The sequence below is a fragment of the Rhodobacter calidifons genome (genome assembly GCF_011174775.1).
GTDB lineage: Bacteria > Pseudomonadota > Alphaproteobacteria > Rhodobacterales > Rhodobacteraceae > Tabrizicola > Tabrizicola calidifons.
The window spans coordinates 36,448-52,231 of sequence record NZ_JAANHS010000014.1 but is presented as its reverse complement, the minus strand read 5'-3'; the positions used below and the strand labels follow the sequence as shown (position 1 = coordinate 52,231).

The following is a 15,784-nucleotide window of genomic DNA, read 5'->3' as shown; positions in this document are numbered from 1 at the left end:
CTCTCCTTCTTCAGGCGGCGAGGGCGGGGGCCTGCCGCCGCCGCATCACGCGGCCCTGGGCGTCGAAGACATGGGCATCGGCGGGGGTGAAGGTCAGGCCGACATCCTCGCCTTCGTGGACGGTGGTGTCGCCGGGAAGCGCCGCGCAGAGCTTCAGCCCGTCGGCGAGCATCCCGTAGGCGATGGTCGTGCCGCCCAGGCGTTCCAGGACGCGCAGGCGCATGGCCAGGCCCTGGCCGAGGCGCAGGTTCTCGGGGCGGACACCGACTTCGACGCGGTCGCCGGGGTGGGCGCCAGCGGGATCGACCGGCAGGGTCATCCGGGTGCCGTCATGGAAGTCCACCGTCAGCCCCTCGGCCCCGGTGCCCGCCACGGTGGCCGGGATCAGGTTCATGTTCGGTTGGCCGATGAAGGTGGCGACGAACCGGGTCGCGGGGTGGTGATACAGCTCCATCGGGCTGCCGAACTGTTCGATCCGGCCCTTGTTCAGCACCACGATCCGGTGCGCCATGGTCATCGCCTCGATCTGGTCATGGGTGACATAGACCATGGTGGCGTCGAGGTCGCGCTGGAGGGCGGAAAGTTCCACCCGCATCTCGCCGCGCAGCGCGGCGTCAAGGTTCGACAGCGGCTCGTCGAAGAGAAAGACCTTGGGATTGCGGACGATGGACCGTCCGATGGCCACGCGCTGGCGTTGGCCGCCGGATAGCTGGCCGGGTTTCAGCGCCAGCTTGTCGGTCAGTTGCAGGATGTCGGCGGCGCGGGCGACCTTTGCCTTGACCTCGGCCTCCGGCAGGCGGGCGACGCGCAGAGGGAAGGCGATGTTCTCGAAGATCGACAGGTGGGGATAGAGCGCATAGGACTGGAAGACCATCGAGATGCCCCGGTCCACCGGCGCGGCGTCCGAGACATCCTGCCCGTCGATCAGGATGCGGCCGGAGGTCGCGGCCTCGAGCCCGGCGATGATGCGCAGAAGCGTGGACTTGCCGCAGCCCGAGGGGCCGACGAAGACCACGAATTCCCGGTCGCGGATCGCAAGATCGATGCCGGACAGCACCTTGTGGGCGCCGAAGTCCTTGGTGATCGAGGCAAGTTCAAGCGTGGCCATGGCAGGATCCGTCGGGCTGGAGGAGAAGGGCGGGCCGCCGCCGGGGCGGCCCGCCGCGGTGGCGTTTACTGGATCGCCTTGATGCCTTCCGCCGCTTCGGTGACGGCGGCGTCGATGTCGGTGATCTCGCCCAGGATCACGCCCTGGATCATGTCGGTGAACACCGCCTGAAGCGAGGCGAAGTTGTAGACCATCGGCTCGGGCTTGCCGGTGGGCGTGGTGGCCAGGAACAGCGCCCATTCGGGCTTCTGGTAGTAGAGGTCGGTCATGCCCATTTCCTCGTATTTCTGGATCGGCGGCAGGCCCCATTCCGCGTCCAGGCTGTATTGCGAGGCGCCCGAGGTCAGGTGCGCGGCCAGCTTCATGGCCTCTTCCTCGACGCCCGAGCCCTTGAAGACGGCGATCGAGTCGGTGATCAGGATCGAGCCCGAACCGCCCGAGGGCCCGTGCGGGACCGGACCGGCCTTGTAGTTCTTGGCGGCGTGCTGGCCCATGCCCCAGGGGCCGGTGACATACATGCCGATCTTGTTGTCCTCGAACAGCGCCTGAAGGTTGCCGCGCTCCAGCGCGGTGGCGCCCTCGGCCATCACCGGCACCAGGTCGGCATAAAGTTGCAGCGTCTCGCGCGCCGGGACGTCATCGAACTTGACCTCGCCGGTGACGGTATCGATCACGGTGCCGCCGTTCGAGTACAGGAAGTCCAGGAACATGTGCATCGTGTTGTCGAAATCCTTGCCCGCGATGCCGATGCCCGCGACGCCGGTCTTTTCCTTGATGGTGGCGGCGGCGGCCTTCATCTCGTCCCAGGTCTCGGGCACCTTGCAGTCCAGGCCCGCCTGTTCGAACAGGTCGCAGTTCACGAACATCGCCTTGTTGGAAAACGCGTGCGGGAAGCCCCAGCGCTTGCCGCCGTCCTCGACCGTGGACAGGATGCCGGGCTGGTAGGCGGCTTCCTGTTCCGGCGTCAGCGTGATCGGCAGGATCTGGTCGGCCTTGGACAGCTGTTTCAGGAAGCGCGAGCCGATGTAGGCCAGCGCCGGCGGGTCGCCTGCCGCCGCCATCTGCATGGCCTTTTCGGAACAGGTGCCCCAGGGCAGGAATTCCAGGTTGACCTTGATGCCGGGGTTGGCGGCCTCGAAGGCGGCGACCGAGTCCTTCTCGGCCTGCCGTTCGTCGCCGCACATGATGTAGTGGACATCCTTTGCCAGCGCCGGAAGGGCGGTAGCGCCCATCAGGACAGTGGCAAGCGCCAGTTTGTTCAGGGTCATTCGTAGCCTCCTTGTTGATCGGTCTGTCATTCTTTGACCGCCCCCGCCGTCAGACCGGCGACGAGGTAGCGTTGCAGGAAGAGGAACACGAGAAGCACGGGCGTGATCCCGGTCAGGGCGGCGGCCATCATCATGTTCCACTCCACGTTCTGGTAGCCGATGAACTGGAGGAGGCCGACCGGCAGCGGGTGCAGCTTGCCGTCGCTGTTGAAGGTGACGGCAAACAGGTATTGCTGGGCGTAGGCGGTGATGAAGACGGTGGTCGCCACCACCACAAGGCCCGGACCGGCGAGGGGCAGGATCACCCGGCGCAGCGTGTAAAGCCGCGAGGCACCGTCCATGTAGGCGGCTTCCTCCATTTCCTTCGGGATCTTCTCGAAATAGCCGCGCAGAAGCCAGATGCCGGTCGGGATCAGGAAGGCCACGCCCGGAATGATCATCGCCCAGTAGGTGTTGAGCAGCCCGAGCTGCCGCATCAGCTTGTAAAGCGGGATCAGCAGCACCGCACCGGCGAACATGTTGACCGACAGGAACAGGCCCAGCGACTGCGTCTTGAACGGGAAGTCCAGCCGCGCATAGGCATAGGCGGCGGGCACGATCACGATCATCGCCAGGATCGTCACCGAGGTCGCGATGAAGATCGAGTTCCAGATGTAGCGGCCAAGGTTCGGCACGCGCTCCCACATCCGGGTATAGGCGTCGAAGCTGAAGTCGTCGGACCAGAACTGGTAGGGCGAGCGGAAGATGTGATTGAGCGGCTTCAGCGAGGTCATGAACATCTCGAAGAAGGGCAGCAGGATGAAGGTCAGGAAGACCCCGATCCCCGCATAGATGCCGATCCTCTGCCAGAGGGTGTAGCGGTCCATCATGTCACTTCACCCCGTACTTGCGGTTCACGCGGCCCAGCACCCAGAGGTAGAGCAGGCTGAAAAGGGCGAGCATGATCACGATGATGACCGCGCGCGCCGCGCCCTCGCCGAATTGCAGGTTGGCAATGGCGACCTTGTAGGTGTCGATGATCATCGTGGTGGTGCCGCCGCGGGGGCCGCCCTGGGTGAGGATCCAGATGATCTCGAAGCTGTTGAAGGTCCAGATCGCCGACATCAGGGCCATGGAAACGATGACGGGCATGATCTGGGGAATGGTGATCCGACGGAAACGATACCAGCGGCTCGCGCCATCGACCCAGGCGGCCTCGTAGAGGTCGCGGCTGACGCCCTGCATCGCGGCCAGGAAGAACAGGGTCACCATGGGCGTGCCGACCCAGGCGTCGGTGACGATGGCCGCCCAGAAGGCCGAGTTGCGGTAGGCGAGGAAGGCGAAGGGCCCGTCGGTGAGGCCGATGGCCTGGGCCACCCCGGAGATGATGCCGAAATCGCCGTTGAACAGCCACAGCCAGCCCAGGCAGCCCATGGCGATCGGGATGACCCAGGGCGGCATGATCAGGATGCGGAACAGCGCCTGCCCGGGAACCGCCGCCATCAGCAGGCTGGCGCCGATCAGGCCGAGGATCAGCTTCAGGCTGACCGAGAAGAACATCCAGACGAAGGTCCGCACGATGATCTCGGTGAACTTGCCGCCCTGGAACAGTTTTTCGTAGTTGGCAAGGCCGACATAGTCCTCGCCCGCCAGCGAGGCATTGGTGAAGGACAGCCGGATCGTCTCGACCAGCGGCCAGGCGACGATGGCGACAATGAACAGGACGGCCGGCGCGATCAGGATCCAGGCGAAGGCGCGGTCCGAAAGCGCCTTGCGACGCGTTCTTTGCGGTGCTGCGGTGCCGTCGGCGACCAAGGTCATGCGTCTCCCCCCGCGGTGGTTCGGCCATGTGGCGAATCGACTGGATGGGCTGACCATACCAAAAAAATCTCGAAAAGCTACCAAAATAATACCAAAAGCGACGAAGATAAGCTATTTGTGCATTTTGGGCTTGTTTTTTGCGGATTTTTACGCTCAACCTTTCGGGTGCGGGCCGTCTTGGTTCCATGGAAATAATACCAATCAGGGGGCGACATTGGACGACGATCTTGCGCTTTTCCGCCCCGAGGCCTGGTATCGCGCGGGCCGTGGGCCGCGCTACGAACAGCTTTACCGTCACCTGTCGGCGAGTATCGGGTCGGGCGAGCTTGCGCCCGAGACGCAGCTTCCCCCCGAACGCGAACTGGCGCTGATTGCCGACGTCAGCCGCGTCACCGTGCGTAAGGCCGTCAGCCGGCTGGTCGAGGATGGCGTGCTGGAACAGCGGCGTGGCGCAGGCACCTTCGTCCGGCCCGCGCGGGCGAGGATCGAACAGTCGCTGTCCTCGCTTCTGTCCTTCACCGACTACATGCGCCAGCGCGGCAAGACCTCCTCCAGCCGCATCCTGCGGCGGGGGATCTTCCTGCCCAACCCCGACGAACAGGTGGCCCTGGGCCTGCCGACGGGCGAGGGCGTGGCCCGGGTCGAGCGGCTGCGCTTTGCCGACGACACGCCGCTTGCGCTGGAATGGTCCTCGCTGCCGACCGATGTCCTGCCGGACCCGGAAGTGGTGGAGACCTCGCTTTACGATGTGCTCCGCGCCCGCGGGAAGGCCCCGACGCGGGCGGTGCAGCGGATCTCGGCGGTGAACCTGAACGCGGTGGATGCGCGGCTTCTGATGCTGCCCGACGGGGCGGCGGTGCTGCGGATCGACCGGACGGCCTATCTGCCCACGGGGCGGCCCATCGAGTTCACCCGCGGCCTCTATCGCAGCGACATCTACGATTTCATCGCGGAACTGAGACTGGACCCATCATGAGCCTGACCTTCCGCGCCCGCATCGACGGGCGCCAGATCCACTGCGCGATCGGCGCCGATCGTCCGCTTGCCGCCCCGGTCTTCTGCTTTTCGCTGATGGCCGCGCCGAAGGTGGTGTCGGGCGGAGCGCTGATCCGGCGGGTGGCGGGCTATGCCGAGGTGTCCCTGCCGGACCTTCTGCCGGGGCAGCTGCACGAGGTGGTGCTGGAATATGCCAATCCCGACTACGCCCCGCGCAACCGCGCCTGGCTGCCGCTGGGCGCCTATCTGCGGGTCGGGCGTGACTGTCTGCCCCTGCCGCCCGGTGCCGAGCTTGGAGTGCGCCCGGGCGAAGCTCCGGCGGCCCCGCCGCTGGCGCCGGACCGGTTGCCCCTGGTGCCGCAGCCGACGGACTGGGCGCCGTCCGGCGGGGTGGTGGAGTTCGCCACGGTCGCTCCGGTTGCGGGGCTGGAGGGGGTTGCCGATCTGGCCCTGCGCCTGGGGCTGGCCCCGCTGGTCGGCGCGGGCGGGCGGGCGCTGGCGGTGAGCGAAAGCGCCGATCTGCCGCCCGATGGCTACCGGTTGACGATCGCCGACGGGGGGCTTGCGGTGGCGGTTGGCGGGCCTGCGGGCCTGCACTACGCCGGAATCACGCTTCTGACCCTGCGCGAGACCTGTGGCGGTGCGCTGCCCTGCGGGGTCATCACCGACAGGCCGCGCTTCGGCTGGCGCGGGCAACACCTTGATTGCGCGCGGCATTTCTTCGGGGTGGAGTTCATCCTGCGGCTTCTGGACGTGATGGCGCTGTTGAAGCTGAACCGCTTCCACTGGCATTTCGCCGATGACGAGGCGTTCCGGCTGGAAGTGGAAACGCAGCCGCTGCTCTGGCAGCGCACGGCGTTCCGGGGCGAGGGCGAGCTGGTCCCCGGCGTCTTTGGCGGTGGCATCCGAGCGGGGGGCAGCTATTCCAGGGCTGCTGTGGCAAGGATCCTTGCGCGGGCGCGGGCCTTGCAGATCGAGGTGCTGCCGGAAATCGAGGTGCCCGCCCATTCCCATGCGATGATCCGGGCGGTCCCCGGACTGCGCGACCCCGGCGACAATGGCGAGGAAGTCTCGGTCCAGGGCTATATGGACAACATCGTCAACCCGGCCATGCCGGCGACCTGGGACCTTCTGCTGCCGCTGGCGCGCGAGGTCGCGGGGCTGTTCCCGCTGGGCATGCTGCATCTGGGCGCGGACGAGGCGCCGCCCGGGGCCTGGGACGGCTCGCCCGCCGTGGCGGCGCTGAAGGCGCGCGAGGGGCTGGCCACGTCAGAGGATGTGCAGGGCTGGATGCTGGCGAGGCTTGCCGCAGCGTTGGGGGAAGACGGAGTGCGCGTGGCGGCCTGGGAAGAGGCTGCCAAAGGCTGTCAGGGCGGGATCGGGAACGGGGCGCTGCTGTTCAGCTGGACCGGGCAGGGACCGGGGGTCGCAGCCGCCCGGCGCGGGCATGAGGTGGTGATGTGCCCGGCGCAGAACGTCTATTTCGACCTGGCGCACAGCGGTGATCCTGATGACTGGGGTGCGGCATGGGCGGGGTTCGTGTCTCTGGAACGGACCGTGGACTGGGACCCGGTCCCTGCGGGGGCCGAGGACATCGCGCCCCGGGTCGCCGGGGTCCAGGCGTGCCTCTGGGGTGAGGTCATCGTGCAGGACGATCAGGCCGAGGCCATGATCGCGCCCCGCATCCTCGGCGTCGCAACCAAGAGCTGGGAGCCGAAGGGCCGTACCGGCGGGGCCGCCCTGCGCGCGCTGGCCGGGGTCTATGGTCCGCTGTTCGACCGGATCGGCTGGCGGCGGCATCGCGGGGCCTGAGCCGTGGCGCGCAGGTGACGACGACCCGCCCTGCGCGGCGAGGAGACGCAGTCGATCGAGGCGCCGTCAGTCGGTCAGATGCCGCGCGGCTTCCTTGCGGGCGAAGGGCTTCAGTTTGGGCCCCTGCGCGGTCAGGAAGGCCCGCGTCGCCTCGGCGTCGTGCTTCGACAGATCCCGCAGCCACCAGGCGACAGCCTTCTGGATGAACCAGTCGTGATCCGAGGCCAGCGTCTCGCACCATCCCAGCACGCGGGCGCGGATGGCAAGATCCCGGTCCTTGGGAAAGTTCTGCTTGGTCCAGGGCAGGGTCATCACCAGGGCGGCGCGGCGGGTCCACATGTGCGGGCTGGCGATCCAGGTCTCGACCGTGTCGATCCGGGCCGGATCGGCGACCAGCCGTTTCTGCCCGGCGATGGAGGCGTGATCGGCCAGCGCCCAGCCGTCGAAATCGGGCACCCATGAGACGATCAGGTCCCATGCCGCCTGGTCGGGCCGGATGCGCGCCTGGGTCAGCAGTTTCGCGCCCGCCACTCGGGCCTCATGGATGTTCGTGCGCCAGAGATCAGCGGCAAGGGCGATCCGGTCGTCCAGCGAAAGCTCCGCCCGCCAGCGGTCGGTCAGGTCTTCGATCTGCGGCATCGGGACGCCCAGATAGCGGCGCGAGACCTTGTGATAGGCCGCCATCTCGGCCGCCTTTGCAGGGTGGGTCAGCGCCTCAAGCTCGGCAAGCGCGGTCATAGGAGCCTCCATTCCGCCCTTACCTGCCAGCCTTGCGGCCCGAGGGCAAGTCAGCGACGGATCACGAAGCGGACCGAAGCCACGGCCAGTCCGGCGCGGGTGACCACGGCGTCGTTGACAATCGTCCCGTCGGGCAGACCGTAGATGATGTCCTGAAATCCCAGACGATTGACGCCCGAAGGTGATCGGAAATCCGCGGTGTAGGACAGCCGGATCAGGCCTTCTTCCTCGGTCACGCGCGCCTCGCCCACGGTATCCTCGCGCCTGCCGGTCCAGCGGCCCGGGCCGGTTTCACGGAAGACCCAGGTCAGGCGGTCGCTCTGGCCGTCGTCGTAGAGGAAATCCTCGACCACGGTCAGGACCCGCGCGCCTGCCCGGCCCGTGACGCGCCCGTTCAGCCGCGCGGAAAAGCGGCGTTCGTCCCCGGTCAGCCAGACCCGGAAATGCCCCCGGCCGGTGCTGCGCCCCTCAAAGGCCGAGACCAGGGTGAGCGGCCGGGTGGGGCCCGCCGGCGGGGCCGGTGTTGCGGCACAGGCCGCCAGGGGCAGGGCGGCGAGGCCGAGAAGAAGGGTTCTGCGCTGCATGCCGGGCTCCGTTTCTCAGGATACGAAGGCCGCGCAGGGCTGGATCAGGGGCGCGGAGTTTTCGAAAACTCCGCGCCGATTTCTTCGAAGAAATCGGCCCCTATTCCACGGTCACCGATTTCGCAAGATTGCGCGGCTGGTCCACATCCGTGCCCTTCGCGACGGCCGTGTGATAGGCCAGCAGTTGTGCCGGCACGGCATAGAGGATCGGCGCCCAGAGCGGCTCGACCCCCGGCAGGGTCAGGGTCTTCCAGGTGCCCTTGCCGGTTTCGGCCACGCCCTCGGCGTCGGACAGGAGCAGCACCTTGCCGTTGCGCGCCATGACCTCCTGCATGTTCGACACGGTCTTGTCGAACAGCGCATCCTTCGGGGCCAGCACGATCACCGGCACGGCGGCGTCGATCAGGGCGATGGGCCCGTGCTTCAGTTCACCCGATGCGTAACCTTCGGCGTGGATATAGCTGATTTCCTTCAGCTTCAGCGCACCTTCCAGTGCCAGTGGGAACATCGGGCCGCGGCCCAGGAACAGGATGTCCTGCGCCTTCGCCAGTTCCTCGGCCACCCGCGCGATCGGATCGGAAAGCGCAAGCGCCGCGTTCATCAGACCCGGCACCGACCGCAGCGACTGAAGCTTCGCCGCCAGCGCGTGCGGGTCGATCCGACCGTGATCCTGCGCCGCCTTCAGCGCCATCAGCGCCAGGACCGTCAGCTGGCAGGTGAAGGCCTTTGTCGAGGCGACCCCGACCTCCACCCCGGCCAGGATCGGCAGCGCAAGGTCGCTTTCCCGCGCGATCGACGAGGTCGGCACATTGATGACCGATACCACCTTCGCCACCTTGTCGCGGACGTGGCGCAGCGCGGCCAGCGTATCGGCGGTCTCGCCCGACTGGCTGACGAAGATCGCCATCGAGGCCGGTGACAGCACCGGGTCGCGGTAGCGGAACTCGGACGCGATGTCGATGTCGGCGGGCAGCCCGGCGATCTGTTCGAACCAGTATTTCGCAACGTGGCAGGCATAGGAGGCAGTGCCGCAGGCGACCAGCGTCACGCGGTCAATGCCCTTGAAATCAAGGGCTTCGGGCAGACGCAGCGCGCCATCGGCCGAGGTGTAATGCTTCAGCGCATCGGCAATGACCACGGGCTGCTCGGCGATTTCCTTGGCCATGAAATGCTTGTAGCCGGCCTTTTCGATGCGCGTAGCATCCAGCTGGATCCGAGTCTCGGCCCGGTTGGCACGGCGGTTCTCTGCGTCGTAGATCTCGGCCCCCGCGCGGGTGATGACGGCCCAGTCGCCTTCCTCCAGATAGGTGATCCGGTCGGTCATCGGGGCCAGCGCGATGGCGTCCGAGCCCACGAACATCTCGCCCTCGCCCCAGCCGATGGCCAGCGGAGAGCCCTTGCGGGCGGCGATCATAAGGTCGTCATGGCCGTCGAACAGGAAGCAGAGCGCGAAGGCCCCGTGCAGGCGGGCCAGCGTGTCCTTCGCGGCCTCGACCGGCGCGGCGCCGCGGTCCATCGCGCGCTTGACCAGAAGGACGATGGTTTCGGTGTCGGTCTCGGATTCCTGCACATAGCCGTCTGCGGCCAGTTCGGCGCGCAGGTCGCGGAAGTTCTCGATGATGCCGTTGTGGACGACCGCCACCCCGCCCGCGCGGTGCGGGTGGGCGTTGGCAACAGTCGCCGCGCCGTGGGTGGCCCAGCGGGTGTGGCCAATGCCGGCCTTTCCGGCCAATGGGTTATGGACCAGAAGGTCGGACAGGTTGACCAGCTTGCCGACCGCCCGGCGGCGGTCCAGCTTGCCCGCGTTCACGGTGGCGATCCCGGCACTGTCATAGCCCCGGTATTCCAGCCGTTTCAGCGCCTCGACCAGAAGCGGGGCCGCTTCGTGATTGCCCAGCACCCCTACAATACCGCACATTTCTAATGCCCCTTTGCCTTCGTAGCCTTTATGGATTTCAACTTTTCGAACATCCTGGTCGCAAGACCGGGTTTGATGACCTGCCTTGCGCGCCCGATGGCCACCGCTTCGGCGGGCACGTCCTCGGTGATGACCGACCCCGAGGCCGTCAGCGCCCCGTCGCCCACCGTGACCGGGGCCACCAGCATCGTGTCCGATCCGATGAAGGCCCGCTTGCCGATCACGGTGCGGTGCTTCCTCACGCCGTCGTAGTTGCAGGTCACGGTGCCCGCGCCGATGTTGGTGTGTTCGCCGATGTCCGCGTCGCCGATATAGGTCAGATGGCCGACCTTCACGCCTTCGTCGAGGATGGCGTTCTTGATCTCGACGAAGTTGCCGACATGCACATCCTCGGCCAGTTCCGCGCCGGGGCGGAGGCGGGCGAAGGGGCCGACGGTGGCGCCGCGGCTGATGTGGCAGCCTTCCAGATGGCAGAAGCCCTTGATCTCGGCCCCGGATTCCACGGTGACGCCGGGACCGAACAGGACGTTCGGGCCGATGATCGCGTCGCGGCCGATATGGGTATCCAGCGCGAAGAACACGGTTTCGGGCGCTGTGAGGGTGACGCCGTTCTCCAGCGCCTCGGCCCGGGCGCGGGCCTGGAAGGCGGCTTCGGCCTCGGCCAGCTGTTGCCTTGTGTTTACGCCCAGGGTTTCGGCCTCGTCACAGAGGACGACCCCGGCGCTCAGGCCGCGGCTGCGGGCCAGTTCCACGATGTCGGTCAGGTAGTATTCGCCCGCCGCGTTGTCGTTCTTCACCTCGGCGATGAGGGAGAAGAGGGTTCTTGCTTCGGCGCAGACGACGCCGGAGTTGCACAGGGTGACGGCGCGTTCTTGGGGTGTGGCGTCCTTGAATTCGCGGATGGCAAGGAGTTCGTCGCCCCGGGTCAGCAGGCGGCCGTAGCGGCCGGGGTCCCGCGCGTGGAAGCCGAGGATGACGACCGCGTGGCGCGCCCGGGCGTCGAGCATGGCGCGCAGGGTCTCCTCGCGGATGAGGGGGGTATCGGCGTAGAGGACGATCGCCTCGCCCGGCGCGTCGGCAAGCAGGGGGGCGGCCTGGGCCACCGCATGGGCGGTGCCGAGCTGGGGGTCCTGGACGACGGTCTCGACGGCTTCGGAAAAGGCGGTGGCAGAGGCCGCGACGGCCTCGGCCCCGTGGCCGGTCACGACCACGATGCGGGAAGGGTCCAGCCGGTGGGCCGTCGCCAGCGCGTGATGGAGGAGGGGGGCGGCGGCGACCTGGTGCAGGACCTTGGGCAGGTCGGAATTCATCCGGGTGCCTTGTCCGGCGGCCAAAACGATGACTGAAACCTGCATTCTTGCCCTTCCAATGTGTCGGCGCCCGTTTTACCCCCGTGGCGAAGGGTGGCAAGGGGCCGCGCTTCACGACAGGTTACAGGACTGCCAAACATGCGCTGTGTCGTATTCGATCTGGACGGAACTTTGGCGGACACCTCGCTGGATCTGCTGGCGGCGGCGAATGCGGCGTTGCCACGGGCGGTGCTGGGGCCGCAGGATGCCCTGACAGCGTTCCATGGCGGGCGGGCGATGCTGCGGCTGGGGTTCACCCGGCTGGGGATGGACTGGTCCGAGGCGGATGTGGATGCGGGCTATCCGGTGCTGCTGGAGGCCTACCGGGCGGGGATCGCCACGCATACCCGGCTCTATCCCGGCGCGATGGAGGCGGTGGAGGCCTTGAAGGCGGGGGGCTTCGCGGTGTCGGTCTGCACGAACAAGCCGGAGGCATTGGCAGAGCTTCTGCTGGCCGAGCTTGGGGTGCGGGGGGCCTTCGGGGCTCTGGTCGGGGCGGATACCTTTCCGGTCCGGAAGCCCGATCCCGTCCCTTACCGGGCGGCGGTGGAGCGGGCCGGGGGGGTCGTGGGGCGGTCGATGCTGGTGGGGGATACCGAGACGGACGCGAAGACCGGGGTGGCGGCGGGGGTGCCGGTGGTCCTTGTTACCTTCGGGCCGGAGGGGGCGGGCGTTTCCCGGTTCCGGCCGGCGGCGCTGCTGGACCGGTTCGAGGACCTGCCGGGGCTGGCGGGGCGGCTGCTGACGTGACCGCGCCGCGCGCGGCGCCTGTTACCGTGCACGGAAAATCAATGGCTTGTCTGCGGGCATTCAGGTCTGGTTAACCTTTTCGGGCGGTGGGTCGGCCTGCGCCGAAGGGGCGCAGAACGGCCCACCATACGCGACATGGTCCGGGGGCTGACAGGACGGTTCCGGGTGCAGAGGCTGTCGGATCGAGCGCCTGACGGCGCAAGCCCTTGTCTCGCCTCTGGCCTTTGGCCAACCGGCTCGGGCCGTGCCTCAGGCGGGGATATTCGGCGAAGGGAAGGGGCGGCGAAGAGTGGGACGTCGCCCCGCGCCCCTTTGACAGTCGCTGCGCCGACCCATAGGGTCGCGGCCATGACCGAGGCCTCCGACATCCCTGCCGATCCGGCGCCGGAGGCGCCTAGGGCGGTCAGCCGCCATGCGGTGACCTTCGTGCTGATCACGGTCTTTCTGGACATGGTGGGCTTTGGCCTCATCATGCCGGTCCTGCCGAAGCTGATCGAGGATGTGGGCCATGTCGATATCGCCCGGGCGGCGGTGATCGGCGGCTGGATGTTCGCGGCGTTTTCGCTGGCCCAGTTCCTCTTTGCGCCGCTGATGGGCAACCTGTCGGATCGCTTCGGGCGCCGCCCGCTCTTGCTGCTTGCGATCTTCGGGCTGGGGATGGACTTCATCCTGATGGCGCTGGCGCCCTCGCTGGAATGGCTGTTCGCAGGACGGGTCATCGCCGGGGTCTGCGGCGCAAGCTGGATCATCGCCAGCGCCTACATCGCCGATGTCACCGCGCCCGACGACCGCGCCAAGGCTTACGGCTACATGGGCGCGGCCTTTGGCGTGGGCTTCGTGATCGGCCCCGCGATCGGCGGGCTTCTGGGAGAGCTGGGGCCGCGCGTGCCGTTCTGGGTGGCGGCGGGCATTTCCCTGCTTAATTTCGTCTACGGCTGGTTCGTGCTGCCGGAATCGCTGGCCCCCGGGAACCGCCGCCCGTTCGAGCTGTGGCGGGCCAATCCCTTCGGCGCCTTCCGGGTCTTTGCGACCTACAGGGGCGTCCTGCCGATGGTGCTGGTCATGGGCCTGTTCTTCTTTTCCACCAGCGTCTATCCGGCGATCTGGGCCTTCTGGGGGATCGCCAAGTTCGGCTGGTCCGAGGCGATGGTGGGGGCGACGCTGGCGGTCTTCGGGCTGATCGCAGGGGGCTTCCAGGGGCTGCTGACCGGCCCTGCGACCAAGCGGTTCGGCGAGTGGACCGTGGCGCTGTTCGGGCTGGTCTGTGCCACGCTGGTGGTGCTGGGCTATGGCTTTGTAGGCTCGCTGGGCGCGGTGATCGCGTTGATGATCCTGCACGGGCCGGAAGGCTTTGTGCATCCGTTGATGACGACGCTGCTGACCAGGCGCGTGCCCGAGGATGCGCAGGGCGAGTTGCAGGGCGGGATTTCGGCCGTGACCAATGTGGCGATGCTGTTCGGCACCGTTTTCTTTGCCTTCGTCTTCGGGCATTTCTGGGCGGAGGGCCGCGCCTGGCGGTCGACGGATGTGGCCTTCTGGGTGGCGGCGGGGTTCCTGGCGCTGACCACCGTGCTGTTCCTGATCCTCAAGAGGTCCGAAAAGGCATGACCGAGCGTTTCACCGGCAGTTTCACCCAGCAGGAGCCGATCCCCGAGGCCGGGATCGAGGCCGCGCTGGCGGTGCTGCGGCACGGGCGGCTGCACCGTTACAACACGGCGCCCGGTGAAATCGCGGAAACGGCTTTGCTTGAGGAGGAGTTCGCGGCCTATCTGGGCGCGAAATACTGCCTTGGGCTGGCGTCCGGCGGGGCGGCGATGGCCTGTGCCCTGCGGGCCTTGCAGGTGAAACCGGGCGAGCCGGTCCTGTCCAACGCCTTCACGCTGGCCCCGGTGCCGGGGGCGATTGCCTCGCTGGGGGCAAGGCCGGTGCTTGTCGAGGTGACGGAGGATCTGACCATCGACCTTGCGCATCTGGAGGCGCAGGCGAAGGCCTCGGGCGCGCGGGTGCTGCTGCTGTCGCACATGCGCGGGCATGTCTGCGACATGGAGGCGCTGATGGCCCTGTGCGACCGGCTGGGTGTGCAGGTGATCGAGGATTGCGCGCATACGATGGGGGCCAGGTGGAAGGGCGTGCCCTCGGGGCGGCACGGGGCGATCGGCTGCTATTCGACGCAGACCTACAAGCATATGAACAGCGGCGAGGGCGGGTTTCTGGTGACCGATGACGCCGAGCTTGCCGCGCGGGCGGTGCTCTTGTCGGGGTCCTACATGCTGTATGCCCGGCACCGCGCGGCGCCCCCGCCGGAGGTGTTCGAGCGGCTGAGGCTGGAGGTGCCGAACGTCTCCTCCCGGATGGACAACCTGCGCGCGGCGATCCTGCGGCCTCAGGTGGCGATGCTGGATGAGAGGCGGGCGCGGTGGCGGGCGCTTTATGAGGGGATGGAGCGGGGCCTGGCGGGCGCGCCGGGTGTCCGGCTGATCCCAAGGCCGCAGCATGAGGACTACATGGGGTCAAGCTTTCAGTTCCTGCTGCCGGGATGGGAAGCGGCTCGGGTGGCGGGTTTCGTCGCGGGGGCAGCGGCGCGGGGGGTGGAGCTGAAGTGGTTCGGGGCAGCGGAACCGGCGGGCTTCACCAGCCGCTATGCGCATTGGCACTATGCCGCGCCGGAGCCGCTGCCGCAGACCGACCGGGTGCTGGCCGGGCTGATCGACATGCGGCTGCCGTTGACCTTCGCCACCGATGACGTGGACCAGATCGCCCGGATCATCGCGGAGGAGGCGGCGCGGGCCTTGGCGGCCAAGGCTCTGGCCCCGGTGGCGGCTCCGGTCGCGGACTGATGGGCTGGCTTTTCCGTCCGGCCCGGCCGGCAGGACCGCTGGTGCGCGGGCTGCGGCGGCTGGCCGATCCGCGCTTCTATCTCAAGTCGGTGATCGTGCTGGGTCTGGGCGGGCTGGTGCTGGTGCCGACCGTTGCCGACCTGGTGAATGCGGGCATGAAGACGGTGGCCAGTGCCCAGGGCGATTGCCGGATCCTGCGGGTGGTGGACGGGGATACCCTGTCGCTGATCTGCCCCGAGGACGGCATGGTCAGCGCGCGGCTTCTGGGCTTCGACACGCCCGAGAAGTTCGCGCCGAAATGCCTGGCCGAGTTCATCGCGGCCGAGAAGGCTGCCTGGGCGCTGCGGACGCTGATCCAGAAGGCGGACCGGCTGTCGCTAAAGCGGCAGGGCACGGACCCGTACGGCCGGATGCTGGTGCGGCTGGAGCTGGACGGGGTTGACGTCGCCCGCGCGATGATCCGGGCAGGCCACGGGCGCCAGTACGGCGGCGGGTTGCGGGGAACCTGGTGCTGAGGGGCAGGGCGGAATTTCCGACCAAAACACTTGGTTTGCTGGATTTTCTGCACCCGCAGGGCCGGGAATCTGCCCCGGCTTCGGTTGACCCCGGCAGGGCCGCAGAGTA

General features: G+C 67.7%; 14 protein-coding genes. 6 read left to right on the top strand and 8 right to left on the bottom strand.

What is annotated here, in order from left to right:
* Window positions 1-10: 10 nt before the first annotated feature.
* The 4 genes from G8O29_RS15060 to G8O29_RS15045 form a co-directional block, all read right to left on the bottom strand.
* Window positions 11-1,108, bottom strand: a complete 1,098-nt coding sequence (locus tag G8O29_RS15060; RefSeq protein WP_166404049.1) for an ABC transporter ATP-binding protein — start codon at window positions 1,106-1,108, stop codon at window positions 11-13.
* 65 nt (window positions 1,109-1,173) lie between these two features.
* Complete coding sequence (locus tag G8O29_RS15055) at window positions 1,174-2,376, bottom strand: ABC transporter substrate-binding protein (RefSeq protein ID WP_166404048.1); 1,203 nt, start codon at window positions 2,374-2,376, stop codon at window positions 1,174-1,176.
* 26 nt (window positions 2,377-2,402) lie between these two features.
* The gene (locus G8O29_RS15050; RefSeq protein ID WP_242679128.1) at window positions 2,403-3,242 is read right to left on the bottom strand and encodes a carbohydrate ABC transporter permease; all 840 of its coding nucleotides are present in this window, start codon (window positions 3,240-3,242) and stop codon (window positions 2,403-2,405) included.
* 4 nt (window positions 3,243-3,246) lie between these two features.
* On the bottom strand, window positions 3,247-4,176 hold the full coding sequence (locus G8O29_RS15045; protein WP_166404046.1) for a carbohydrate ABC transporter permease: 930 nt from the start codon (window positions 4,174-4,176) through the stop codon (window positions 3,247-3,249).
* Window positions 4,177-4,390: 214 nt separating this feature from the next.
* Between G8O29_RS15045 and G8O29_RS15040 the strand changes: the two genes are divergently transcribed.
* Window positions 4,391-5,152, top strand: a complete 762-nt coding sequence (locus G8O29_RS15040) for a GntR family transcriptional regulator (RefSeq protein ID WP_242679127.1) — start codon at window positions 4,391-4,393, stop codon at window positions 5,150-5,152.
* Window positions 5,149-6,984 carry a beta-N-acetylhexosaminidase gene (locus G8O29_RS15035; RefSeq protein WP_302848583.1) on the top strand — a complete coding sequence of 612 codons (1,836 nt, stop codon included), beginning with the start codon at window positions 5,149-5,151 and terminating at the stop codon, window positions 6,982-6,984. Before G8O29_RS15040 ends, G8O29_RS15035 begins: the two co-directional genes overlap by 4 nt.
* A 66-nt stretch (window positions 6,985-7,050) precedes the next feature.
* On the opposite strand, the gene G8O29_RS15030 is transcribed toward G8O29_RS15035, so the two are convergent.
* The 4 genes from G8O29_RS15030 to glmU all read right to left on the bottom strand — a co-directional run bounded on the left by G8O29_RS15030 (window position 7,051) and on the right by glmU (window position 11,579).
* Window positions 7,051-7,722: a DNA alkylation repair protein gene (locus G8O29_RS15030; RefSeq protein WP_166404044.1), complete on the bottom strand. Its 672-nt coding sequence runs from the start codon at window positions 7,720-7,722 to the stop codon at window positions 7,051-7,053.
* 50 nt (window positions 7,723-7,772) lie between these two features.
* Window positions 7,773-8,306, bottom strand: coding sequence for a DUF3833 family protein (locus G8O29_RS15025; RefSeq protein WP_166404043.1), 534 nt, complete (start codon window positions 8,304-8,306; stop codon window positions 7,773-7,775).
* A 100-nt stretch (window positions 8,307-8,406) separates the two neighbouring features.
* Window positions 8,407-10,224, bottom strand: a complete 1,818-nt coding sequence (gene glmS, locus G8O29_RS15020; RefSeq protein ID WP_166404042.1) for a glutamine--fructose-6-phosphate transaminase (isomerizing) — start codon at window positions 10,222-10,224, stop codon at window positions 8,407-8,409.
* Window positions 10,225-10,226: 2 nt separating this feature from the next.
* The gene (gene glmU / locus G8O29_RS15015) at window positions 10,227-11,579 is read right to left on the bottom strand and encodes a bifunctional UDP-N-acetylglucosamine diphosphorylase/glucosamine-1-phosphate N-acetyltransferase GlmU (RefSeq protein WP_166404041.1); all 1,353 of its coding nucleotides are present in this window, start codon (window positions 11,577-11,579) and stop codon (window positions 10,227-10,229) included.
* Between the two features lie 93 nt (window positions 11,580-11,672).
* On the opposite strand from glmU, the gene G8O29_RS15010 reads away from it, so the two are divergent.
* The 4 genes from G8O29_RS15010 to G8O29_RS14995 all read left to right on the top strand — a co-directional run bounded on the left by G8O29_RS15010 (window position 11,673) and on the right by G8O29_RS14995 (window position 15,675).
* A complete protein-coding gene (locus G8O29_RS15010; RefSeq protein ID WP_166404040.1) occupies window positions 11,673-12,323 on the top strand; it encodes an HAD family hydrolase in 651 nt (216 codons plus the stop codon).
* Between the two features lie 348 nt (window positions 12,324-12,671).
* Complete coding sequence (locus tag G8O29_RS15005; protein ID WP_166404039.1) at window positions 12,672-13,931, top strand: TCR/Tet family MFS transporter; 1,260 nt, start codon at window positions 12,672-12,674, stop codon at window positions 13,929-13,931.
* A complete protein-coding gene (locus tag G8O29_RS15000) occupies window positions 13,928-15,160 on the top strand; it encodes a DegT/DnrJ/EryC1/StrS family aminotransferase (RefSeq protein WP_166404038.1) in 1,233 nt (410 codons plus the stop codon). The genes G8O29_RS15005 and G8O29_RS15000 overlap by 4 nt, the downstream gene beginning before the upstream one ends.
* Entirely contained in the window at window positions 15,160-15,675 is a 516-nt protein-coding gene (locus G8O29_RS14995; protein WP_166404037.1) for a thermonuclease family protein, read from the top strand. Before G8O29_RS15000 ends, G8O29_RS14995 begins: the two co-directional genes overlap by 1 nt.
* Window positions 15,676-15,784 lie beyond the last annotated feature (109 nt).